The 18212-nt window shown below is 65.5% G+C and carries 17 protein-coding genes and 3 pseudogenes; 10 read left to right on the top strand and 10 right to left on the bottom strand.

Annotated elements, in window-relative coordinates:
- Window positions 1–30 precede the first annotated feature (30 nt).
- The 7 genes and pseudogenes from H9K75_RS11025 (at window position 31) to rbsD (ending at window position 6038) form a co-directional block, all read left to right on the top strand.
- Window positions 31–980: pseudogene (locus tag H9K75_RS11025) on the top strand (substrate-binding domain-containing protein).
- 72 nt (window positions 981–1052) lie between these two features.
- A pseudogene (locus H9K75_RS11020) lies at window positions 1053–2569 on the top strand (sugar ABC transporter ATP-binding protein).
- A 50-nt stretch (window positions 2570–2619) separates the two neighbouring features.
- Window positions 2620–3606 (top strand): ABC transporter permease, encoded by a 987-nt coding sequence (locus tag H9K75_RS11015; RefSeq protein WP_187725771.1) that lies wholly within the window; start codon window positions 2620–2622, stop codon window positions 3604–3606.
- 15 nt (window positions 3607–3621) lie between these two features.
- Window positions 3622–4311 (top strand): LacI family DNA-binding transcriptional regulator, encoded by a 690-nt coding sequence (locus H9K75_RS11010; protein WP_264294014.1) that lies wholly within the window; start codon window positions 3622–3624, stop codon window positions 4309–4311.
- Entirely contained in the window at window positions 4203–4673 is a 471-nt protein-coding gene (locus H9K75_RS24770; RefSeq protein WP_264294013.1) for a LacI family DNA-binding transcriptional regulator, read from the top strand. Before H9K75_RS11010 ends, H9K75_RS24770 begins: the two co-directional genes overlap by 109 nt.
- 52 nt (window positions 4674–4725) lie before the next feature.
- Complete coding sequence (gene rbsK / locus H9K75_RS11005) at window positions 4726–5643, top strand: ribokinase (RefSeq protein WP_319016911.1); 918 nt, start codon at window positions 4726–4728, stop codon at window positions 5641–5643.
- A complete protein-coding gene (gene rbsD / locus H9K75_RS11000) occupies window positions 5640–6038 on the top strand; it encodes a D-ribose pyranase (protein ID WP_187725769.1) in 399 nt (132 codons plus the stop codon). The genes rbsK and rbsD overlap by 4 nt, the downstream gene beginning before the upstream one ends.
- 13 nt (window positions 6039–6051) lie before the next feature.
- Here rbsD and H9K75_RS10995 read toward each other — a convergent pair whose 3' ends face one another.
- The 8 genes and pseudogenes from H9K75_RS10995 to apaG form a co-directional block, all read right to left on the bottom strand.
- Window positions 6052–6597 carry a CinA family protein gene (locus H9K75_RS10995; RefSeq protein WP_187725768.1) on the bottom strand — a complete coding sequence of 182 codons (546 nt, stop codon included), beginning with the start codon at window positions 6595–6597 and terminating at the stop codon, window positions 6052–6054.
- Window positions 6597–7145: a phosphatidylglycerophosphatase A family protein gene (locus H9K75_RS10990; protein WP_404826424.1), complete on the bottom strand. Its 549-nt coding sequence runs from the start codon at window positions 7143–7145 to the stop codon at window positions 6597–6599. The genes H9K75_RS10995 and H9K75_RS10990 overlap by 1 nt, the downstream gene beginning before the upstream one ends.
- Window positions 7146–7183: 38 nt before the next feature.
- Window positions 7184–8839: a DUF4139 domain-containing protein gene (locus H9K75_RS10985; protein ID WP_226858649.1), complete on the bottom strand. Its 1656-nt coding sequence runs from the start codon at window positions 8837–8839 to the stop codon at window positions 7184–7186.
- 51 nt (window positions 8840–8890) lie between these two features.
- Window positions 8891–9868: a thiamine-phosphate kinase gene (thiL, locus tag H9K75_RS10980; protein WP_187725767.1), complete on the bottom strand. Its 978-nt coding sequence runs from the start codon at window positions 9866–9868 to the stop codon at window positions 8891–8893.
- Between the two features lie 9 nt (window positions 9869–9877).
- Window positions 9878–10996: a YbdK family carboxylate-amine ligase gene (locus H9K75_RS10975; protein ID WP_187725766.1), complete on the bottom strand. Its 1119-nt coding sequence runs from the start codon at window positions 10994–10996 to the stop codon at window positions 9878–9880.
- Window positions 10986–12244 (bottom strand): annotated as a pseudogene (locus H9K75_RS10970) (cation:proton antiporter). Before H9K75_RS10970 ends, H9K75_RS10975 begins: the two are co-directional and overlap by 11 nt.
- 252 nt (window positions 12245–12496) lie before the next feature.
- Complete coding sequence (locus H9K75_RS10965) at window positions 12497–14491, bottom strand: site-specific recombinase (RefSeq protein WP_187725765.1); 1995 nt, start codon at window positions 14489–14491, stop codon at window positions 12497–12499.
- Window positions 14488–14895, bottom strand: coding sequence for a Co2+/Mg2+ efflux protein ApaG (apaG, locus tag H9K75_RS10960; RefSeq protein WP_187725764.1), 408 nt, complete (start codon window positions 14893–14895; stop codon window positions 14488–14490). Before apaG ends, H9K75_RS10965 begins: the two co-directional genes overlap by 4 nt.
- Window positions 14896–14981: 86 nt before the next feature.
- Here apaG and rpe point away from each other — a divergent pair, with 86 nt between their 5' ends.
- On the top strand, window positions 14982–15665 hold the full coding sequence (gene rpe / locus H9K75_RS10955; protein ID WP_187725763.1) for a ribulose-phosphate 3-epimerase: 684 nt from the start codon (window positions 14982–14984) through the stop codon (window positions 15663–15665).
- A gap of 111 nt (window positions 15666–15776) precedes the next feature.
- On the opposite strand, the gene H9K75_RS10950 is transcribed toward rpe, so the two are convergent.
- Window positions 15777–16127 (bottom strand): hypothetical protein, encoded by a 351-nt coding sequence (locus tag H9K75_RS10950; protein WP_187725762.1) that lies wholly within the window; start codon window positions 16125–16127, stop codon window positions 15777–15779.
- 224 nt (window positions 16128–16351) lie between these two features.
- Between H9K75_RS10950 and H9K75_RS10945 the strand changes: the two genes are divergently transcribed.
- Window positions 16352–17062: an HAD-IA family hydrolase gene (locus H9K75_RS10945; RefSeq protein ID WP_404826423.1), complete on the top strand. Its 711-nt coding sequence runs from the start codon at window positions 16352–16354 to the stop codon at window positions 17060–17062.
- Window positions 17063–17184: 122 nt separating this feature from the next.
- Here the strand turns inward: H9K75_RS10945 and H9K75_RS10940 are convergent, their stop codons facing one another.
- On the bottom strand, window positions 17185–17619 hold the full coding sequence (locus H9K75_RS10940) for a helix-turn-helix domain-containing protein (RefSeq protein WP_187725761.1): 435 nt from the start codon (window positions 17617–17619) through the stop codon (window positions 17185–17187).
- Between the two features lie 143 nt (window positions 17620–17762).
- On the opposite strand from H9K75_RS10940, the gene H9K75_RS10935 reads away from it, so the two are divergent.
- Entirely contained in the window at window positions 17763–18185 is a 423-nt protein-coding gene (locus H9K75_RS10935; RefSeq protein WP_264294033.1) for a DUF2938 domain-containing protein, read from the top strand.
- Window positions 18186–18212 lie beyond the last annotated feature (27 nt).

Below are 18212 nucleotides of genomic sequence, written 5' to 3'. Positions count from 1 at the left end.
GCCGGTCACTTCCACCCTCTGGAGACGCTCATGCACTTTTCCCGTCGCACTTTGACTGCCGCTCTGGCCCTGGCTACGGTTGCCGGTTTTGCTCACAACGCCGTCGCTGCGGACAAGCCGAAGGTGGCGCTGGTGATGAAGTCGCTGGCAAACGAGTTCTTCCGCACCATGGAGGACGGGCGAAAGCGCACCAGAAGCAGAACGCCGCCAAGTTCACACTTGTGGCCAATGGCATCAAGGACGAGACCGACACCGCCGCACAGATCAAGATGGTCGAGCAGATGGTGGCGCAGCGCGTGAATGCCATCGTCATCGCGCCGGCCGATTCCAAGGCGCTGGTTCCGGCGCTCAAGGCGGCGGCCGACAAGGGCGTGCTGATCATCAACATCGACAACAAGCTTGATGCCGATGCGCTCGCCAGCAAGGATCTCAAGGTGCCGTTCGTGGGGCCGGACAATCGCGCCGGTGCAAAGCAGGTGGGCGATTTCCTCGGCAAGAAGCTGAAATCGGGCGACAAGGTGGGCATAGTCGAAGGCGTCTCCACGTCGTTCAACGGGCAGCAGCGCACGCTCGGTTATCAGGACGCAATGAAGGCCGTGGGCGCCAACGTGGTGAGCGTGCAATCCGGTCAGTGGGAAATCGACAAGGGCAATACCGTCGCCGCCGGCATGCTGCGCGAGCATCCCGATCTGAAGGCCATTCTGGCGGGCAATGACAGCATGGCGCTCGGCGTGGTGGCTGCGGTGAAGGCCGCCGGTCGCACGGGCAAGGTCGACGTGGTGGGCTACGACAACATTGCGGCCCTCAAGCCCATGCTCAAGGATGGCCGCGTGCTCGCCACGGCCGATCAGTTTGCCGCCAAGCAGGCGGTGTTCGGCATCGACATCGCACTCAAGGCGATTGCCGAAGGCAAGAAGCAGGCCGATCTGCCGGCCGAGGTGAAGACCGACGTGGTGCTGGTCACCAAGGACTCGAAGTAAGCGTTCAAGAGCGACAGGAAGATGGCGTCATCGTCTGAAACTCCCGCATCCGCAGGACCGCCGCGCGTGGTGATGCGCGACGTGGGCAAGTCGTATGCCGGCACGGTGGTGCTGCAGGGCGTGACGCTGGAGTTGCGCGCCGGTGAAGTGATGGCGCTGACCGGCGAGAACGGCGCGGGCAAGAGCACGCTGTCGAAGATCCTGTGCGGACTGGTGCAGGATTTCGACGGCGCGCTCGAGCTGGACGGCGTGGCCTTCGTGCCGCGTTCGCGCCGCGATGCGGAGGCCCAGGGCCTGCGCATGGTGATGCAGGAACTGGGCCTGATTCCCACGCTCACCGTGGCCGAGAACCTGCTGCTGGACCGGCTGCCCAATCGATGGGCTGGTTGAACAACGAACGCATCCGCATGCTCGCGAAACAGCAGCTCGCCAAGATCGGCATGGGCAACATCGATCCCGACACGCCCGTCGCCGAGCTGGGAATCGGCCAGCAGCAGATGGTGGAGATCGCGCGCAATCTGCAGGACGGCACGCGCGTGCTGGTGCTCGACGAGCCCACAGCGATGCTCACGCCCGCCGAGATCGAGCACCTGTTCGAGCAGATCGCGTTGATGAAGGCGCGCGGCGTGGCCATCGTCTACGTGTCGCACCGGCTGGAAGAATTGCAGCGCATCGCGGACCGTGTGGCCGTGCTGCGCGATGGCCGCCTGGTGGACGTGCGTGCCATGCGCGGCGTGCAGGAGCATGAGCTGGTCGAGCGCATGGTCGGCCATGTGGTGCAGGACAACGAGGGCCGGGCGCGGCGCAGTCGCGGCGGCTTGCGCATGTCGGCGCGCGGCCTGCGCCGTGGCACGGTGGTGCGCGACGTGAGCCTGGATCTCTACGCCGGAGAGATCATGGGCCTGGCCGGTCTGGTCGGCTCGGGCAGGACCGAACTGGTGCGCTTGCTGTTCGGTGCGGACCGCGCGCAGGCCGGCGACATCAGCCTGTTCGATGAGCAGGGCAGGCCGCGCGCGAGCGTGTCGCCCAATTGGCGCAGCCCGGTACACGCCATCGATGCGGGCATCGGGCTCGTCACCGAGGATCGCAAGTCCCAGGGCCTGCTGCTGCCCCAGTCGATCCGCGTGAACACCACGCTCGCGGGTGTCGAGCATGTGTCGAGCGCCGGATGGTTGCAGGCCGGACGCGAGGCCGAAGTGGCGCGCAACTGGATTCAGCGTCTGCGCATTCGCTCGCGCGATGCCGAGCAGCCGGTGGCTACGCTCAGCGGCGGCAATCAGCAGAAGGTGGTGTTCGCACGCTGGCTGCACCAGTCCTGCGACGTGCTGCTGCTCGACGAGCCCACGCGCGGCGTGGACGTGGGCGCGCGGGCCGACCTGTACAACGAGATGGACGCGATGGTCGCCGCCCACAAGGCGGTGCTCATGGTGTCCAGCGATCTGCGGGAGCTGATGGCCATGTGCGACCGCATCGGCGTGATGCACAACGGAAGCCTGGTCGCGATTTTCGAGCGCGGCGCGTGGACCGAAAAGCAATTGCTTGCCGCTGCATTCGGCAACGCCTCACCGCAGAATGCGGCGCTGGCCTGAGCTGCGGCGCCCCATCGATCTCCAGAAAAGAGAACAGAAAGAACCATGCCATGAACAGCGTCGTCAGGGAAAAACCCGCACCGTCCACCATGAGCCAGGCGCTGCGTGGCTCCTGGGGCACCTATCTGGGCCTGCTGCTGGTGCTGCTGGGAATGGTCGCGCTGTTCAGTTCGCTGAGCGAGTATTTCTGGAGCAAGGAAACCTTCGTCACCATCGCCAACGAAATACCTGCGCTCGCCGTGATGGCCGTGGGCATGACCTTTGTGCTCATCATCGCGGGCATCGACCTGTCGGTGGGCTCGGTGCTGGCGCTGTCGGCGGCCGTCGCGGCGCAGGCGATCCTGATCTGGGGAATGAACGTGTGGGCGGCGGGCGCGCTCGGCCTGTTGACCGGACTCGTGTGCGGCGCGGTGACGGGCACGGTATCGGTGATCTGGCGTCTGCCGACCTTCATCGTTTCGCTGGGCATGCTGGAGGCGCTGCGCGGCGCGGCCTATGTGGTGACGGATTCGCGCACGCAATATGTGGGCGACGCGATCTCGGGCCTTGCCGCGCCGATCATGGAGGGCATCTCGTCGGCGTTCCTGATTGCGGTGATCATCGTGATCGTCGGCCACATCGTGCTCACACGCACGGTGTTCGGGCGCTACGTGATCGGCATCGGCACCAACGAGGAGGCGATGCGCCTGGCGGGCATCGACCCGCGTCCGATCCGCATCACGGTATTTGCCATCATGGGCCTGCTCGCGGCGCTTGCCGGGCTCATGCAATCCGCGCGGCTCGAGGCCGCCGATCCGAATACCGGCGTCGGCATGGAGCTGCAGGTGATTGCGGCGGTCGTCATCGGCGGCACCAGCCTGATGGGCGGGCGCGGCTCGGTCATCGCCACCTTCTTTGGCGTGCTGATCATCGCGGTGCTTGAGGCCGGACTCGCGCAGGTCGGTGCCAGCGAGCCGCAAAAGCGCATCATCACCGGCGTCGTGATCGTGGTGGCGGTGATCATCGACACGCTGCGCCAGAAGCGCGCGATTGCCTGACGCGAGCGGCGGCCGATGAACAGCATCAAGGACGTGGCGCGGCTCGCGGGCGTTTCGGTGACGACGGTATCGCACGTGCTCAACAAGACGCGTTCGGTGAGCGCTGACACCGGGGCGCGCGTGATGGACGCCGTGCGCACGCTCGGCTATGTGCCGAGCGCCGTGGCCCGCAGCCTCAAGATGAATGCCACGCACACCATCGGCATGCTGGTGCCCAACAACTCCAATCCCTACTTTGCGGAACTGGTGCGCGCCGTGGAAGACGCCTGCTTCGCCGCAGGCTACGCACTGCTGCTGTGCAATACCGACGACAACGCGGAGCGCCAGCGCGTGTATCTGGACGTGCTTGCGCAAAAGCGCGTGGACGGCGTGATCGTGGCATCGACCACCGATGACGAGCGCATGTCCAGGCATCTGGCCGAAAGCAACATGCCGATGGTGCTGATCGACCGTGACATTGCGGGACTGGATCGGCCCTGCGTGCAGACCGATCATGTGAAGGGTGGCAGCATCGCGGCGCAGCATCTGCTGCGGCTCGGGCATCGGCGCATTGCCTGCATTGGCGGCCCGAGCAACTGCATTCGAGCGAGTCGCGCGTGCAGGGCTGGCGCGAGGCGCTGCGCGATGCGGGCCGGACGAGCGATCTGCTGGTGTACGGTGATTTCTCGGTCAACGGCGGCTATCTCGCCATGCTCTCGCTGTTGAAGCGCGACGCTGCGAACCGGCCGAGCGCGGTGTTTGCCTGCAATGATCTGATGGCCATCGGCGCGCTGCGTGCCGTGCATGAGCAGAACCTGCGCGTGCCCGAGGACATCGCCGTGGTGGGATATGACGACATCGAATTGGCGAGCTACACGCAGCCACCGCTGGCGAGCATCGCGCAGCCCGTGGTGCCGATGGCCGCGCAGACGCTGGCGCGACTGCTCGCGCAGATGTCGGCGGACAGGGGCGCTTGCGGCAGCGCGCACGATCCATGCATTCAACTGCTCGCGCCGTCGCTGGTGACGCGCGAGAGCAGCGGCAAGGCGCTGAGCCGCGCAACGCCGCAGACCGTCTTCGAAACCTGATGTGATGATGACAGCAGCCTCGACAAATTCTCCGGATGATCGCCCGCGCATCGTGGTATTGGGCAGCCTGAACATGGACATGGTGCTGCGCGTGCCGCACATGCCGGTGGCCGGCGAGACCCTGCTCGGCCGCGACCTGCGCTACGTGCCCGGTGGCAAGGGCGGCAATCAGGCGGTGAGCTGCGCGCGTCAGGGAGCGCAGGTGCGCCTGCTGTCCTGCGTTGGCAATGATGCCTACGGCGAGCAATTGCTCGCATCGCTGCGCGCGGACGGCATCGACGTTTCGCACGTCATGCATGCGGGTGACGCGGCGACCGGCGTGGCGGTGATTTCGGTGGACGATGCGGGGCAGAACCAGATTGTCGTGCTGGCCGGTGCCAACCAGCGGCTGAGCGTGGCGGAGGACTTGCTGGAGCGGCTGCTGCGCGATGCCCGGTTCGTCGTGCTGCAGTTCGAGACACCGCTTGCCGAGGTCGCGAAAGCGCTGCGAATCGCGCGCAAGGTGAGTTGCAAGGTGGCGCTCAATCCCTCGCCGATGCAGGCGATTGCGCCGTCATGGTGGGGCAGCATCGACGTGTTGGTGGTGAACGAGACCGAGGCCGCAGCCCTCAGCGGGCTGGCCGTGCAGGACGTGCAGCAGGCGGCCATTGCGGCGCAGCAATTGTTCGCGCGCGGCGTAGCCCAGGTGGTCGTGACGCTGGGCGCGAATGGTGCCGTGGCATGCGATGCGCACGGCGCGCGCTGGCACGAGGCGCTCAAGGTGCAGGCCGTGGACAGCACCGCCGCGGGCGACACGTTTCTCGGCGCGCTTGCCGTGCAGCTCGCGGGCGGCGCAACGCTGGATGCGGCCACGCAATGGGCGATGCGCGCGGCCAGCATCTGCGTGACGCGGGCCGGGGCCCAGCCGTCGATTCCGACCGCGCAGGAGGTCGAGCAACTCACCCGCGCAACGCGCCCAAATACGCCATGAAGCGCACGACGCTGCTTCACGCAGAGTTGTCGGGCGTGATTGCCGGCATGGGCCACGGCGACGTGCTGGTGATCGGTGACGCCGGCCTGCCGGTTCCACCCGGTGTCCGTCGCATCGATCTGGCACTGTGCAAGGGCGTGCCTTCGGTCACGCAGGTGCTCGACGCGGTGCTTTCCGAACTCAAGGTGGAGACCGCCGTGATCGCGCGCGAATCGCTGGGTGCGCAGGGTGAGATGCCGCGCTGGTGGGCCGACAACGCGGATCGGCTACCGGTGGCCGAGACCCTGTCGCATGAGGAGTTCAAGCGCTTGAGTCAGCGTGCGGTCGCGGTCGTGCGCACCGGGGAATTCACGCCCTACGCCAACATTGCGCTGGTCTCGGGCGTGGTGTTCTGAACGTCCGTTTCGCTCAGGCCATCAGTTCGTTGAGCCGGACAATGGCGTGCCGCAGCGTCTCCGTGCGTACCGTCGCCCGGTCACCCACGAAGTGCACCACCTCGCTGTGCAGCGCGCCATCCACCTGCCAGCCAAACCACACGGTGCCGACGGGCTTGGCCTCGGTGCCTCCGCCCGGGCCGGCGACGCCGGTGACCGCGATGCTGACCTGTGCCTGCGAACGCAGCACCGCGCCGGTCGCCATGGCGCGCACCACGGGTTCGCTGACGGCGCCGTGCAGTAGGATGAGCATGCCGGGCACGCCCAGCATGTCCGTCTTGGCGGCGTTGCCGTAGCTCACGAAACCGCGCTCGAACCAGTCACTCGATCCGGCCAGGTCGGTGCAGGCCGCGGCGATCATGCCGCCGGTGCAGCTTTCGGCGGTGGTCAGCATCCACCGGCGCGTCTTGAGGGTGTCGGCCAGCCTGCGCAGATGCGGTTCGAGCTGTTCACTCGACAGGCCGAACAGTTCTCTGGCCGAGGATTGCGAAACGCCTTGCGGGTTGTCTTGTTCGAGCATCAGATCCACCTCCAGAGCGCAATCACCAGCAGCGTGCAGAACGCGGCAACCAGATCATCAAACATGATGCCGAAGCCGCCTCGCCAGCCAAAGCCCTTGAAGAGCTGATCGGCCCATTTGACGGGGCCGGGTTTCACGGCATCGAAAAAACGGAACAGGCCGAACGCGGCGAGCTGTCCCCAGAAGCCCATGGGCATGGCAAGCCACAGGATGATCCAGATCGCGATCACCTCGTCCCAGACGATGCTGCCGGGATCCATCACGCCCATGTTGCGTGCGGTGACGGTGCAGGCGATCCAGCCGAGCACCAGCGACACGGCAATCACGAGGCCCAACTGCGCCTGCGAGAGCCACAACTGCATCATCAGAAATGCCAGCCATCCCCAGGCCGTGCCGACCGTACCGGGGGCGACGCGCGAGAGCCCGCTGCCAAAGCCGAGCGCCACCAGATGCAGCGGATTGGCGAACATGAAGCGCCGAAGCGACGGTCGCGCCGCCTGGGGCTGCGGCTCGGATGCGGGAGCGGGTGAGTGCGAAAAATCTTGCATGGTCAACGGATGGGACGGGCGTGCCGGTGGCGCAAAAATCACTGCGATTCCTGCAGCCGTGCGTCCTTGGGGTAACGCAGTGTATGCGTAGCCACGAATCGCTGCGAGGAGCCGGGAGCAAGGGTCTCGCTCCAGAGGATCAATCCGGGGCGGCGGTTCCATTCCTTGTCGGCGGGCGCGGGCTCATATTGGGACCTCACCTCGATCTGCTCGTTGCGCGATACCGGCGCCGACTCCAGCACCTGCAGCGCCACCGGTCGCTGGTGGCGGTTTTCGACGCGGTACGCGTGCTGTACCTTGCGCTCCACGTTGGCGCCGGTGAAGCCCGCGCTGCCGGAATTCTGCTGCTGCGGCTCGGCGGTGACGACGACGCGCTCGTCACGCCCGAACGCGAGGCCGGTGCGCGACAGCTCGTCGGCGTTGTTGTTGAGCGTGCCCTGGCCGACGTAGGCATTGTCGCGATACAGCGCGACGCTTGCCGTTGGCCAGACACCGGGCAGCGTGGGCAGTTGCGCGACCAGGTAGGCGGCCTGTTCGACCGCCGGAGCGCTGCGTGAGACGAGTTGCGCGCGCGCGTCCTGCGTGCCAAGCGACAGCGTGACACGCTGCCCGCCCGAGGGCACCGTGATGCGCTGCGGCACGCTGAACTCGGTGGCGTAGGCGTTGTCGCTGACCTGCACGTCGAAGCGTGGCATTTCGGGCGCGCCCTCGATCATCATCACCGGGCCGGAAACGGCCACGGGCGCGGGCGCGGGCGAGGGTATGCCCCGCCGCTGCATATCGGTCTCGGGCGGCGGCGTGTAGATGTCGAGCGTCCATGCGTTGGGCATGCGGCCCGACGTGGCGCGCGTCGGTTGACCGGTGGACAGCGTGAGCTGCACGTTGCGCCAGTCCTCGCCGGTGTTCTGGGCGACCAGAGCCATGCGTTCGAGACGCACGACGCTGGTGGCGCTGTCCAGCGTCGCGCGGTAGCTGGGCGACCAGCTCGGCCCACGCAACTGGTAGGACAGGCGCAGATCGCTTTCGCGTTCGGCGGCGAGCGTGATGGTCACCGTGGACACGCGCGCATTCGGTCCGGCCGTGCGGTTGCGCTCGGTCATGAGTTCCTTGAGCGCGAGATCGGCAAGCTCCTGCTTGCGCCTGGCCTGATGCAGCTTGAGCAGCACGTCCTGCGACGAGCGGCGCAGCGCGTCGGTGGTGCTGTTGATCGAGGCCGAGCCGGGCGTTCCGGGGCCGCTGTGCACGTCATCAGGTGCCTTGGTGGCAACGGTCTTGAGATAGCTCGTGGCCAGTTCGAGCGAGTCGGTCTCGGCCTTGGCAATGGCGACGCGGTCTTCGGCCTGCCGCACCTGATCGTCGAGCGGCGTGGCGCATTCCTTGTCCAGATCGCGCTCCTGCACCCGGATGCTGGTCTCGCCGATGCGCACGCTCGAGTCGGCATGCACCTGAAGACTCTGCGCGTCCAGTTGCGGCGACAGGCAGCGGATGGTGATGCTGCGTGCACCGGCGGGAACCCGCGCGAGGCGTTCCACCGTGGCGCTGCCCGGATAGACCTTGACCTGCGTGATGCTCGAATTGCCGTCGGCCGCGAGGGCCGCATGCGGCATCACCCCGGTGGCCGTGCCCAGGGCGGCGGCGATTGCCAGATGAACGGTCCGCCCGATGCCGGGCTGCGAGAGCGATGGAATAAGCATGAAACCTCGAAGTCGGTGGTGCCGGAGAGCGCCATGCTACCAGCGTCGGCCTCACGCGAAGTGGTCGAACGAGTCCCAGCGTTGGCGTGGCAGTGCCCGCCCGTTGGCGTCGAGCACGCGAATGCCGTGCCCTGCGGTGATGCTGCCGATGCGCGTGACGCGCGTGCTGGCCGAGCATGCGGCGTCCTGCACCGCTACGCGCAGCGCGGCGGGCGCGGTGAACGCGAGTTCGTAGTCGTCGCCGCCCGCGAGCACGCATTCCAGCCACTGCGTGTCTGCAAGCCGCAGTGCCGGGGCGAAGGCGCGTGCGGCCATGGTTTGCAGCGCGGCGTCGGCGTCGATCTGCGCGCCCACCTGCGATTGCTCCAGGATGTGCGTGAGATCGCCGAGCAGGCCGTCACTGAGGTCGAGCGCGCTGCTCGCGATACCGCGCAGCGCCATGCCCAGCGCGACACGCGGCGTGGGGCATTCGAGCCGCTCGCGCGCCGCATCCAGCACCTCGGGCGGCAGTGGCGGGTCGATCTTGCCAAGGGCCGCGTCGAGCGCCAGCCGCGCGTCGCCGAGTGTGCCGCTCACCCAGATGTCGTCACCGGGCAAGGCGCCGCTGCGCAGCAGGGCCTTGCCGGGCGGCACCTCGCCGAATGCGGTGATGCAGATGTTCAGCGGGCCATGCGTGGTATCGCCACCCACGAGTTCGATGTCGTGCGCGTCGGCCAGTGCGAGCAGGCCCTGCGCAAATCCCTTGAGCCACGGCTCATCGACGGCGGGCAGCGAAAGCGCCAGCGTGAATGCGAGCGGCCGGGCGCCGCTGGCCGCCAGATCGCTCAGATTCACCGCCAGCGACTTGTGGCCCAGATGCACCGGATTCACGTCGTCAAAGAAGTGCCGACCGGCGACCAGCATGTCGCTCGACACCGCCAGCTGCATGCCCGGCTCGATGCGCAGCAGCGCGCAATCGTCTCCCACGCCCAGCGCCGCGCGGCGCACGGGACGCGTGAAATAGTGCGCAATCAGATCGAACTCACCCATGCAAGACACTCAGTTGCCACGGAACTTGAGCGATGCCTGGCGGCTCACTTCGGCCAGCATCTGCTCCTCGCGCTGGCGTTCACGCAGCCAGCGCGCGTCGTTCTGGCCGATCTGCACGTCCTTGCGCAGCAGCTCGAGCGCGCCGGTTGCGCCATTGGCCTCGGCATAGGGCGCGATCCTGTCCATGGTCTGCAAAATGTGGTCGCGCAACTGCATGTGCGTGCCCGACGGCGGATCGACATAGACCGCGTCAAGCCCGAAGCGGCAGGCCTGAAAGCGGTTGTAGGTGTAGACGAGGTAGTCGTCTTCCTCGGGGACGAAGGGCTGCTCGTTGAGAAACCACGCGCCGAGCGACTGCACATAGCCCGCGAGCGCGGCTGCGCGCTCGATGGTCAGCGGGGTGTCGAACACGCGGATCTCGATGGTGCCGTACTCGGGCTTGGGGCGGATGTCCCAGTAGAAGTCCTTCATGCTCTTGACCACGCCGGTGTGCGTCATCTTGTCGAAGTAGGACTCGAATTCGCTCCACTTGAGCACGCACGGCGCGCGGCCCGACAGCGGAAACGCGAACACCGAATTCAGGCGCGCGGAATCGAACTGCGTGTCCTGTCCCTGCACATACGGGCTCGAAGCCGACAGCGCAATGCAGTGCGGGATGTAGCGCGACATGCGGTGCAGCATCAGCAGCGCGGCGTCCGCGTCGGGGCAGCCGATGTGCACGTGCTGGCCGAAGATGGTGAATTGCTTGGTGAGATAGCCGTAGAGCGCCGATAGCTCGTGAAAGCGCGGCTTGTCGTAGATGCGCCGCTCGTGCCACTGCTGGAACGGATGCGTGCCGCCACCCACCACGGCGATGTTGAGCTTGTCGGCACTCCTGACGAGCGCGTCGCGGATCGGCGTGAGCTGGCTGATCACCTCGTTGCACGAGTGGCAGACGTCGGTCGAGATCTCGATCATCGAGTTCGTCATCTCGGGCACCACGCTGCCGGGCAGCGGCGTCTTGTGCATCAGGCGCAGCATGTCCTCGGCGTAGGGCGCGAGATCGTAGTCGTGGGTGTTCACGAGCTGCAGTTCGAGCTCGACGCCCAGCGTCAGCGGCTTCGAATGATGAAAGGCTTCAAGACTCACGGGACTCGCCTCCAGACTGGCTCGAGGGCAGCGTCGCCCAGGGCTTGTGGGTTTCTCCGGCGCGGTACAGTGCCACGGTGGCAATCACGGCTCCGAACACCTCCATGAGCAGGATCGTGGGCAGCGCGATGCTGGCGATGATCGCGCCGGTGGCCGGCGATGCGGTCACGAACTGCGATGCGATCAACAGCGCAATCGACGACATCGGCATCATCGCCGCACCCACCCACAGCGCCTGCCGCCAGCTTGCGCCGCTGCCGATGTTGCCGATGCCCACGCCCAGCGCCTTGGCGAGCAGGCGCACGGCGATCAGCGCAAACACGGTGCTGGCGATCGTCAGGGTCCAGTCCGCCTGCGCCGCCACCGTGGACACCAGCACGAACATCAGCATGTTGAGCACCGAAGACGCCGTTCCCAACTGCCGGGGCAGCGCCCAGGGGCGCGGATGCAGTTGCTTGATGAGCATGCCGCCGATCAGCGCGGCAAGCGGCGCCGATCCCCCGAGGTGCGCGGCCACGGTAGTGCTTGCCGCGATGAGCGCGAGCGCGAGAATCGAGGTGTTTTCGCTGGCCGGGCTCATGTAGCGCAGCGCCAGCCGGATAAAGCCCGACAGCAGCATGCCGACGACGATGGACACGCCGAACATCACCAGCACCGGTGGAATCGCTTCGAAGAAATTGCTGCCCGGTCGGCTCAGCATCTCGGCATGCGCGCCGCCGAAGGTGAGCGCATACAGCGTGGAGAGCGTTGACAGCACGATGGCCCGGTCCGTGACCGGACCGGCCGCGCGCGTGTCGGCCACGACGCGCGCGACCACGGCCGGTGACGCGGCCATGGCGACCAGCGCAATCGGGCCTGCGGCCTCTCGCGGCACGTTCAACCACAGCATGATCCAGTAGACCGCCAGATAGGTGAGCGCCGATTCGGCGATGCTCTGCACCAGCACCATCGGGTTGTGGCGAAACCAGCGCCAGGGAATGCGGCCCCCGGCATCGAACAGCACGACGGCAATCGCCAGTTCCATCATGAACAGGCCAATGCCCTGTAGGGGCCACAGGGCGCCGTTGAAACCCAGCAGACCGGCGACCATGCCGACGATGGAATAGCCCACGACCTTGGGCAGGCCCGTGTGGCGGTAAACGAGGTATCCGCAGACCGAGGCCGCCGCGAGAAGCAGCGACCATTGCACCGTCGGCAATCCTGCGGAGGGGCGCAGCCACTGCCCCAGAAACCCATCAATTCATTCATGTCTGCTGTCCTCTTGTCGTTCGCCGGGATGCAGCACGGAGTGACCGCGCTGGCTGCCGCCGTTCCCGGAGCGCATGCGCGTGCAGGAAACGGTATCGGATCAGCGAACCGATGGGTCAGTGCCGAAGCACGGTGAGCGAACCCTTCGCCACTTTACAGGCACGAAGGTGACCGCCGTGTGTCGCCATGAATCCGTGACTCGCGGACGGTTCGTCGGGGACGGAGATTCATGGCGCGAATCCGCACACCATATCAGACGTTTGCGCGTGACGGCGCAAAAAAACTCAGCGGGGAATGGAATATGCGTTGACGCAGTGCGCGCGCGATGCGCGAGCGCTCCACACCCGTCACGTTCTGCGCGATCAGTGCGAGACGGAACGCGAGATAGAAGCTCACCAGCACGTTGAGCGCGCCGATGAACAGCAGCGTCGCCATCGACCACCAGAACGCGGCCATGTGCATCACCTCGGGGCCAAGGGCCGATGCCGCCGCCGCCATCTGGCCGGTCGACAGCGTGACGTGGCGCACATCGAGCCCGAGCCCGAAGAACGCTGCGATCACCGGCACCAATCCGAGCATGAAACCGAGCGAGATGTTCGCCGCCAGCCCCGACAGGTTGTTGCGCAAAAAGAGTGCGATGCGCGTGGCCCGCGCCGCGCCGATGGCGCGGGTGATGCGCGGGTTGTAGTGGATCGCGGCATCGAGGCGATTGAGCACGAACCAGTTTTCAACCCAGCCCGCAAAGATGCTCGAGGCAAACAGCAGCACACCGGTGAATGCCGCAAACAGCAGCGATCCACCCCAGGGCTTGAGCGTGTCGATCACGTGCCTGGCCTCGTGCTCGCTGATGGCCGAATGACCCAGCAGCTTGGCCAGCAGCAGCGTGATGCCGAGCACCGCCGGAAACACGATCAGCACGTTGCCCAGAATCGCCGCGACCTGCGAGCGCACGAGATGCGTGACCTCGTCGACGAAGGCCTGTTCGCTGCCTTCGTCCTCGATGTTCTTGAGCTTCGCGGCCATCGCGGGCGCGGTCATCGCCGGCTGCTTGGTGGCCACGGTGAAGTGAAAGAGCTGCACCAGAACGAAGCTGGCCGCGTAATTCACGCCCGCCCAGAAGCCGCCCCAGAACGCCGAGAACGCAAACGAGTAGAGGCCGAACTTGATCAGCGTGGTGAACGCCATCACCAGGCCGCCGCCAGCGGCCTTTTTCACCATCGAAAAATATTCCGACGGCGTGCGCGTGATGTAGTGCGAGCCGGTTTCCGCATTGCGCTCGGCCACCTTGGCCGCGAGCAGCGAGGAATTGGCCATGAACAGCGCCTTCAGGCTGCGGCGCTCGCGGCTGACGCTCACCAGCCGCGCCATCAGGCGCACTGCGGCCACGGCGGGCTTGGGCGAGAGCAGGCATTCGAGCAGCTCGCGCACGCGCACGATCCGCGCGCGCAACTGGCGCAGACGGAACACCAGACCCACGGAAATGCCGTTGTCCTCGAAATGGGTGTAGACCGTGTTCGCGGCGTTGCGACAGGCATCGAGGCGATCGCGCAGACGCGCCACGGTGGCGTCGAGCCGGTTGCTGGTGCGCAGCGGATGCAGCACCTCCACGCGCAGGCTTTCCGCATCGCTCACCAGCGCGTGAAAGGGCTGGGCATCACGCATTTCCTTGGTCATGCGAAGGCGCAGCTCGGGCGCAAAACCGGTCGCCAGAATATTGCCCGCGCAATAGGTGATGGCGTCTGCCAGCGCGTGATGCCAGTGGGTCGAGGCCTCGCCAGACCCCTGCTCGGGCGTGAACACCTGACTCAGGCGGTTGATCAGGTCCTCGTCCAGCGCGTTCAGCCACAGCGCGTCGAATTCGCTGTAGAGCGCGGCCATGAACAGCTCGGACGCGTCGATGGTGTCGGGGTTGTTCGGCAGCACCTTGTGGCGCAGACGCTCGGCCAGTTCGCTGAGCATCGAGGTGCGCTGCGCAAAGCCGAAATCGGCGAGCAGCATGGTGATGTCCACCGACTGCATGATCGCCTGCCACCAGCGCTGCAGGCGCTCGCGCAGCACGGGCGATTGCTCGGCCAGCGATACCAGTTCGGCCACGCGCGCGGTCGCCGCTTCCACCGATTGCCGGTCGCCACGCACCCAGTCGAGCAGCGCAATCAATTGCAGATTGCGCTGTGCAAGCGAGGCTTTGGGATCGACGGGAGCGAGGAGTTGCGTAAGTGTTTTGGCGTTCTCTACGCGTTTCTTCAATGGAGCACCCGGTGTTGGATGGAAGGGTCGTGGCTGCCGCCGCCCAGCGCTTCGAGCACGAACAGGCTGATGGGACAGGTGAACTGCTCGCCGTCTTCCGCGACGCAGAAATAGCTGCCGTGCATGGTGCCGGAGACCGTGCGCAGACGGCAACCGCTGGTGTACTGGAACGACTCGCCCGGACGCAGCAAAGGCTGTTGTCCAACAACGCCGAGGCCCTTGACCTCTTCGGTGTGGCCGCGCGCGTCGTTGATGATCCAGTGCCGCGAAATCAGTTGCGCGGGCACGTCACCGTTGTTGGTCACGGTGATCGTGTAGGCGAAGCTGAAGACCTCGCGCTCGGGATCGGACTGGTCTGGCAGGTATTCGGGGAAGACCTCGACCGCGAATTGGTATTTGGGCATGGCGCAATGGTACCGGGATGCCGGACCCGACCCCGCGGGACGGCAAAATAACTGCAAAGGTATCGGGTTGCTGCGAAAATCGCACCATGACCACTCCATTTCGCATCGCCCCGTCCATTCTCTCTGCCGACTTCGCCCGTCTGGGCGACGAAGTGCGCGACGTGATCGCCGCCGGGGCAGACTGGATTCACTTCGACGTGATGGACAACCATTACGTGCCCAATCTGACGTTTGGCCCCATGGTCTGCCAGGCGCTCAAGCCCCATGCAAAGACCGCCGCCGGTGTTGCCGTGCCCGTGGACGTGCACCTGATGATCGAGCCCGTGGACGCGCTCGCTGCCGCATTTGCCGACGCCGGCGCCGACTACATCAGCTTTCACCCCGACGCATCGGCCCACGTGCATCGCAGCGTGCAGGCCATCAAGTCCAAGGGCGTGAAGGCCGGTCTGGTATTCAATCCCGCTGCATCGCTCGAAGTGCTCGACTGGATGATCGATGAAATCGACCTCATCCTGATCATGAGCGTGAACCCCGGTTTTGGCGGACAGAGCTTCATCGATTCCGCATTGCGCAAGATCGAGGACGCGCGCAAGCGCATCGACGCCTCGGGCCGGGACATTCGCCTCGAAGTGGATGGCGGCGTGAAGGCGGACAACATCCGCCGCGTGGCCGACGCGGGCGCCGACACCTTCGTGGCCGGCAGCGCGATCTTCGGCAAGGGCGACTACGCAGCCGAAATCGCCAGGATGCGCGCGAGTCTTGCGGGCTGAGCGGCCCGAGCGGGCTTTGTGCAAGCCCCACCAACGACAAAGAGGCGCCGAAGCGCCTCTTTGTTATCCGGGATGTCGTTGCCCGACAAGCCCGCGATCACCTGCCGAAGATCACTGACGCACGGGCGTGGTGGCTTCGAGCAACTGACCGCCGCCGTTCACCGAGCCGGAGCTGCGTGCAGCGCGCACGCGGGCCTCGCAGTCACCACGGCCTTCGTCGGTCTTGAACGCGGCGCAACGCGCGAGGGCATTGCGCTCGAGTGCCGATGCATCCGGGGCCGTCAACTGGCCGCCACGGCTCGCCTGGCGCGCCGCTGCGGCTTCGCGCTGGCAGATCTGCGGGTTGGCCGACGAGCAACCTTCTTCGACCGGTGTGGCCGCGTGAGCGCCGACGGCACCCAGGCACAGCAACAGGGCCGCGGGAATGGCACGAAGCGACGAAGAAGTCAGGGAAAAACGCATGGTGGAACCTCCTGGGAAAGAATGTATGGATTGGCCGGGACGATGAAGAGAAGCTTCGTCAACACCCACGGACGCCAATTCGGTTCAATTTACGAGTTGTGAGTTCCCATTTTTGTACGGCTCTTTGATGTTCGCGTGTCGGACTGGACGGACAATTGCGGATTTTCTGACGTCAGTCAGCCGGTGACCGGCGAGCTTTTTTTCTTCGGAACTTTTGGAAGGTCTTGATTTATGGCTCCCGCCACCACTCCCCGTCAACTGCTGGCTTCCTGCGTGGCCGTGATGGTCGATCTCGATGGAACCATGGTCGACACGCTCGGGGATTTCGCCAAGGCCATCGACGGCATGCTGCTCGATCTGAAACTGCCGGCAATCGCTGCCAGCCACATCGAACACATGGTCGGCAAGGGCTCGGAGCACCTGCTGCAGTCAGTGCTCACCCATGTGCTGAGCGAGAGCGGCGATGGCGACGTGGCGGTGAAGGTGCAGCAACTCATGCCCGGGCCTGGGATCGCTACCAGTGGCATTACGAACGCATCAACGGGCAGTATTCCACGCTCTATCCCGGCGTGGCCGATGGACTCGCCGCACTCGCCCGGGCCGGTTATCCGATGGCCTGCCTGACCAACAAGCCCACGGCCTTCGCGCATGAACTGCTCAAGGCCAAGGGCCTGCACGGCTATTTCGGCCACGTCTTCGGCGGCGATGCGTTCGAGCGCAAAAAACCCGATCCGATGCCGCTCGTGAAAACCTGCGAAGCGCTGTGCACGCCGCCCGCGAAGACGCTGATGGTCGGTGATTCGAGCAACGACGCCAGCGCGGCCCGCGCCGCCGGTTGTCCCGTGGTGCTCGTGACCTACGGCTACAACCACGGTGAACCGATCCGCAGCGTGAATGCCGACGCGTTCGTGGATTCGCTCACGGAACTGGCGTGAAGGCGCAGCGGGTGCTTGGAATTCGCGTCAATCGTCGCAGGACAGGCCGTATTGCTTCCTGAACGCAGCGGCATCCTTGGCTGACTCGCGCGTGAGCAGCGCACAGGCCGTGAAGTTGCCCATCATCCGGCCTCGGATCCGTGCTTGCTTGCCGCGAGCACCAAGGGCCGGATTTCGCCTGAACCGGCAGCGCGCATCAGGCGTTGAAAATTCTTGCAAACCAGATGGCTTTTTTCGGGGCAGTTCGCCGCATGGCGCAAGCCCTCGCGGACGGCCGTCATCTGTTTGATGATGCGGTTAATTTCTGCCGCTTTCGTGAGCAACATCTGCCTGTCGATGTGCGGTTCACCGTTGGCGCCCAGCATGAGTCCGATCTCTTTTAATGAAAATCCAGCCGCTCGCCCCAGGGCGATGATGGCTAGCTGATCGAGCACTTCAGGGCTGAAGATGCGTCGTCTGGCCTGGCGGCCCATCGAGCGGATCAGGCCTTTTTCTTCGTAGAAACGAAGTGTTGATGCCGCCAATCCTGATCGTTTTGCAACCTCGGAAATGTCCATTCTCACCTCTTGCGCTCAAGTCCACTTGAACTTCTATAGTCGAACCCACACTGTAGTTCACGAATGAAGGCGAGGCTTGTGTGCGCGAATCGATCGGCGAGATTTGGTCCTTGGTCGTTGTGGGTGCCGGAGCCACCCTGGTGATGGATGCGTGGTCGATATGGCTGCGCCTGATGGGCGTTCCAACGCTGGATTACGCGATGCTGGGTCGCTGGGGCGGGCATTGGTTCCATGGAATCTGGCGGCATCAATCCATCCAGGAAGCACCTGCCATCCGGGGCGAGAAAAAATGGGGCTGGGCGATGCACTACCTCACCGGGATCGCGTTCGCCTTTGCATTGGCCTGCGCGGCTGGCCCGCAGTGGTTGCGCGAACCCACTCTGGTGCCTGCACTATGGTTTGGTGCCATCTCGGTCTTGTTGCCGTGGCTGGTTCTTCAGCCCGCGCTGGGCGCTGGAGTCGCGGCGTCCAGGACATCACGCCCGTGGTTGAGTCGGGCGACGAGCCTGGCGACTCATCTGGTGTTTGGATTGGGGCTGTTTCTTGCCGCAAAAATCCTCGCCTGATAGGCGTTGGCGCCGGGTCGCCGTGGC

It is taken from the genome of Diaphorobacter aerolatus (assembly GCF_014489535.1).
GTDB lineage: Bacteria > Pseudomonadota > Gammaproteobacteria > Burkholderiales > Burkholderiaceae_C > Diaphorobacter_A > Diaphorobacter_A aerolatus.
The sequence above is the reverse complement of the archived record's forward strand: the minus strand, read 5'-3'. Positions and strand labels throughout refer to the sequence as shown.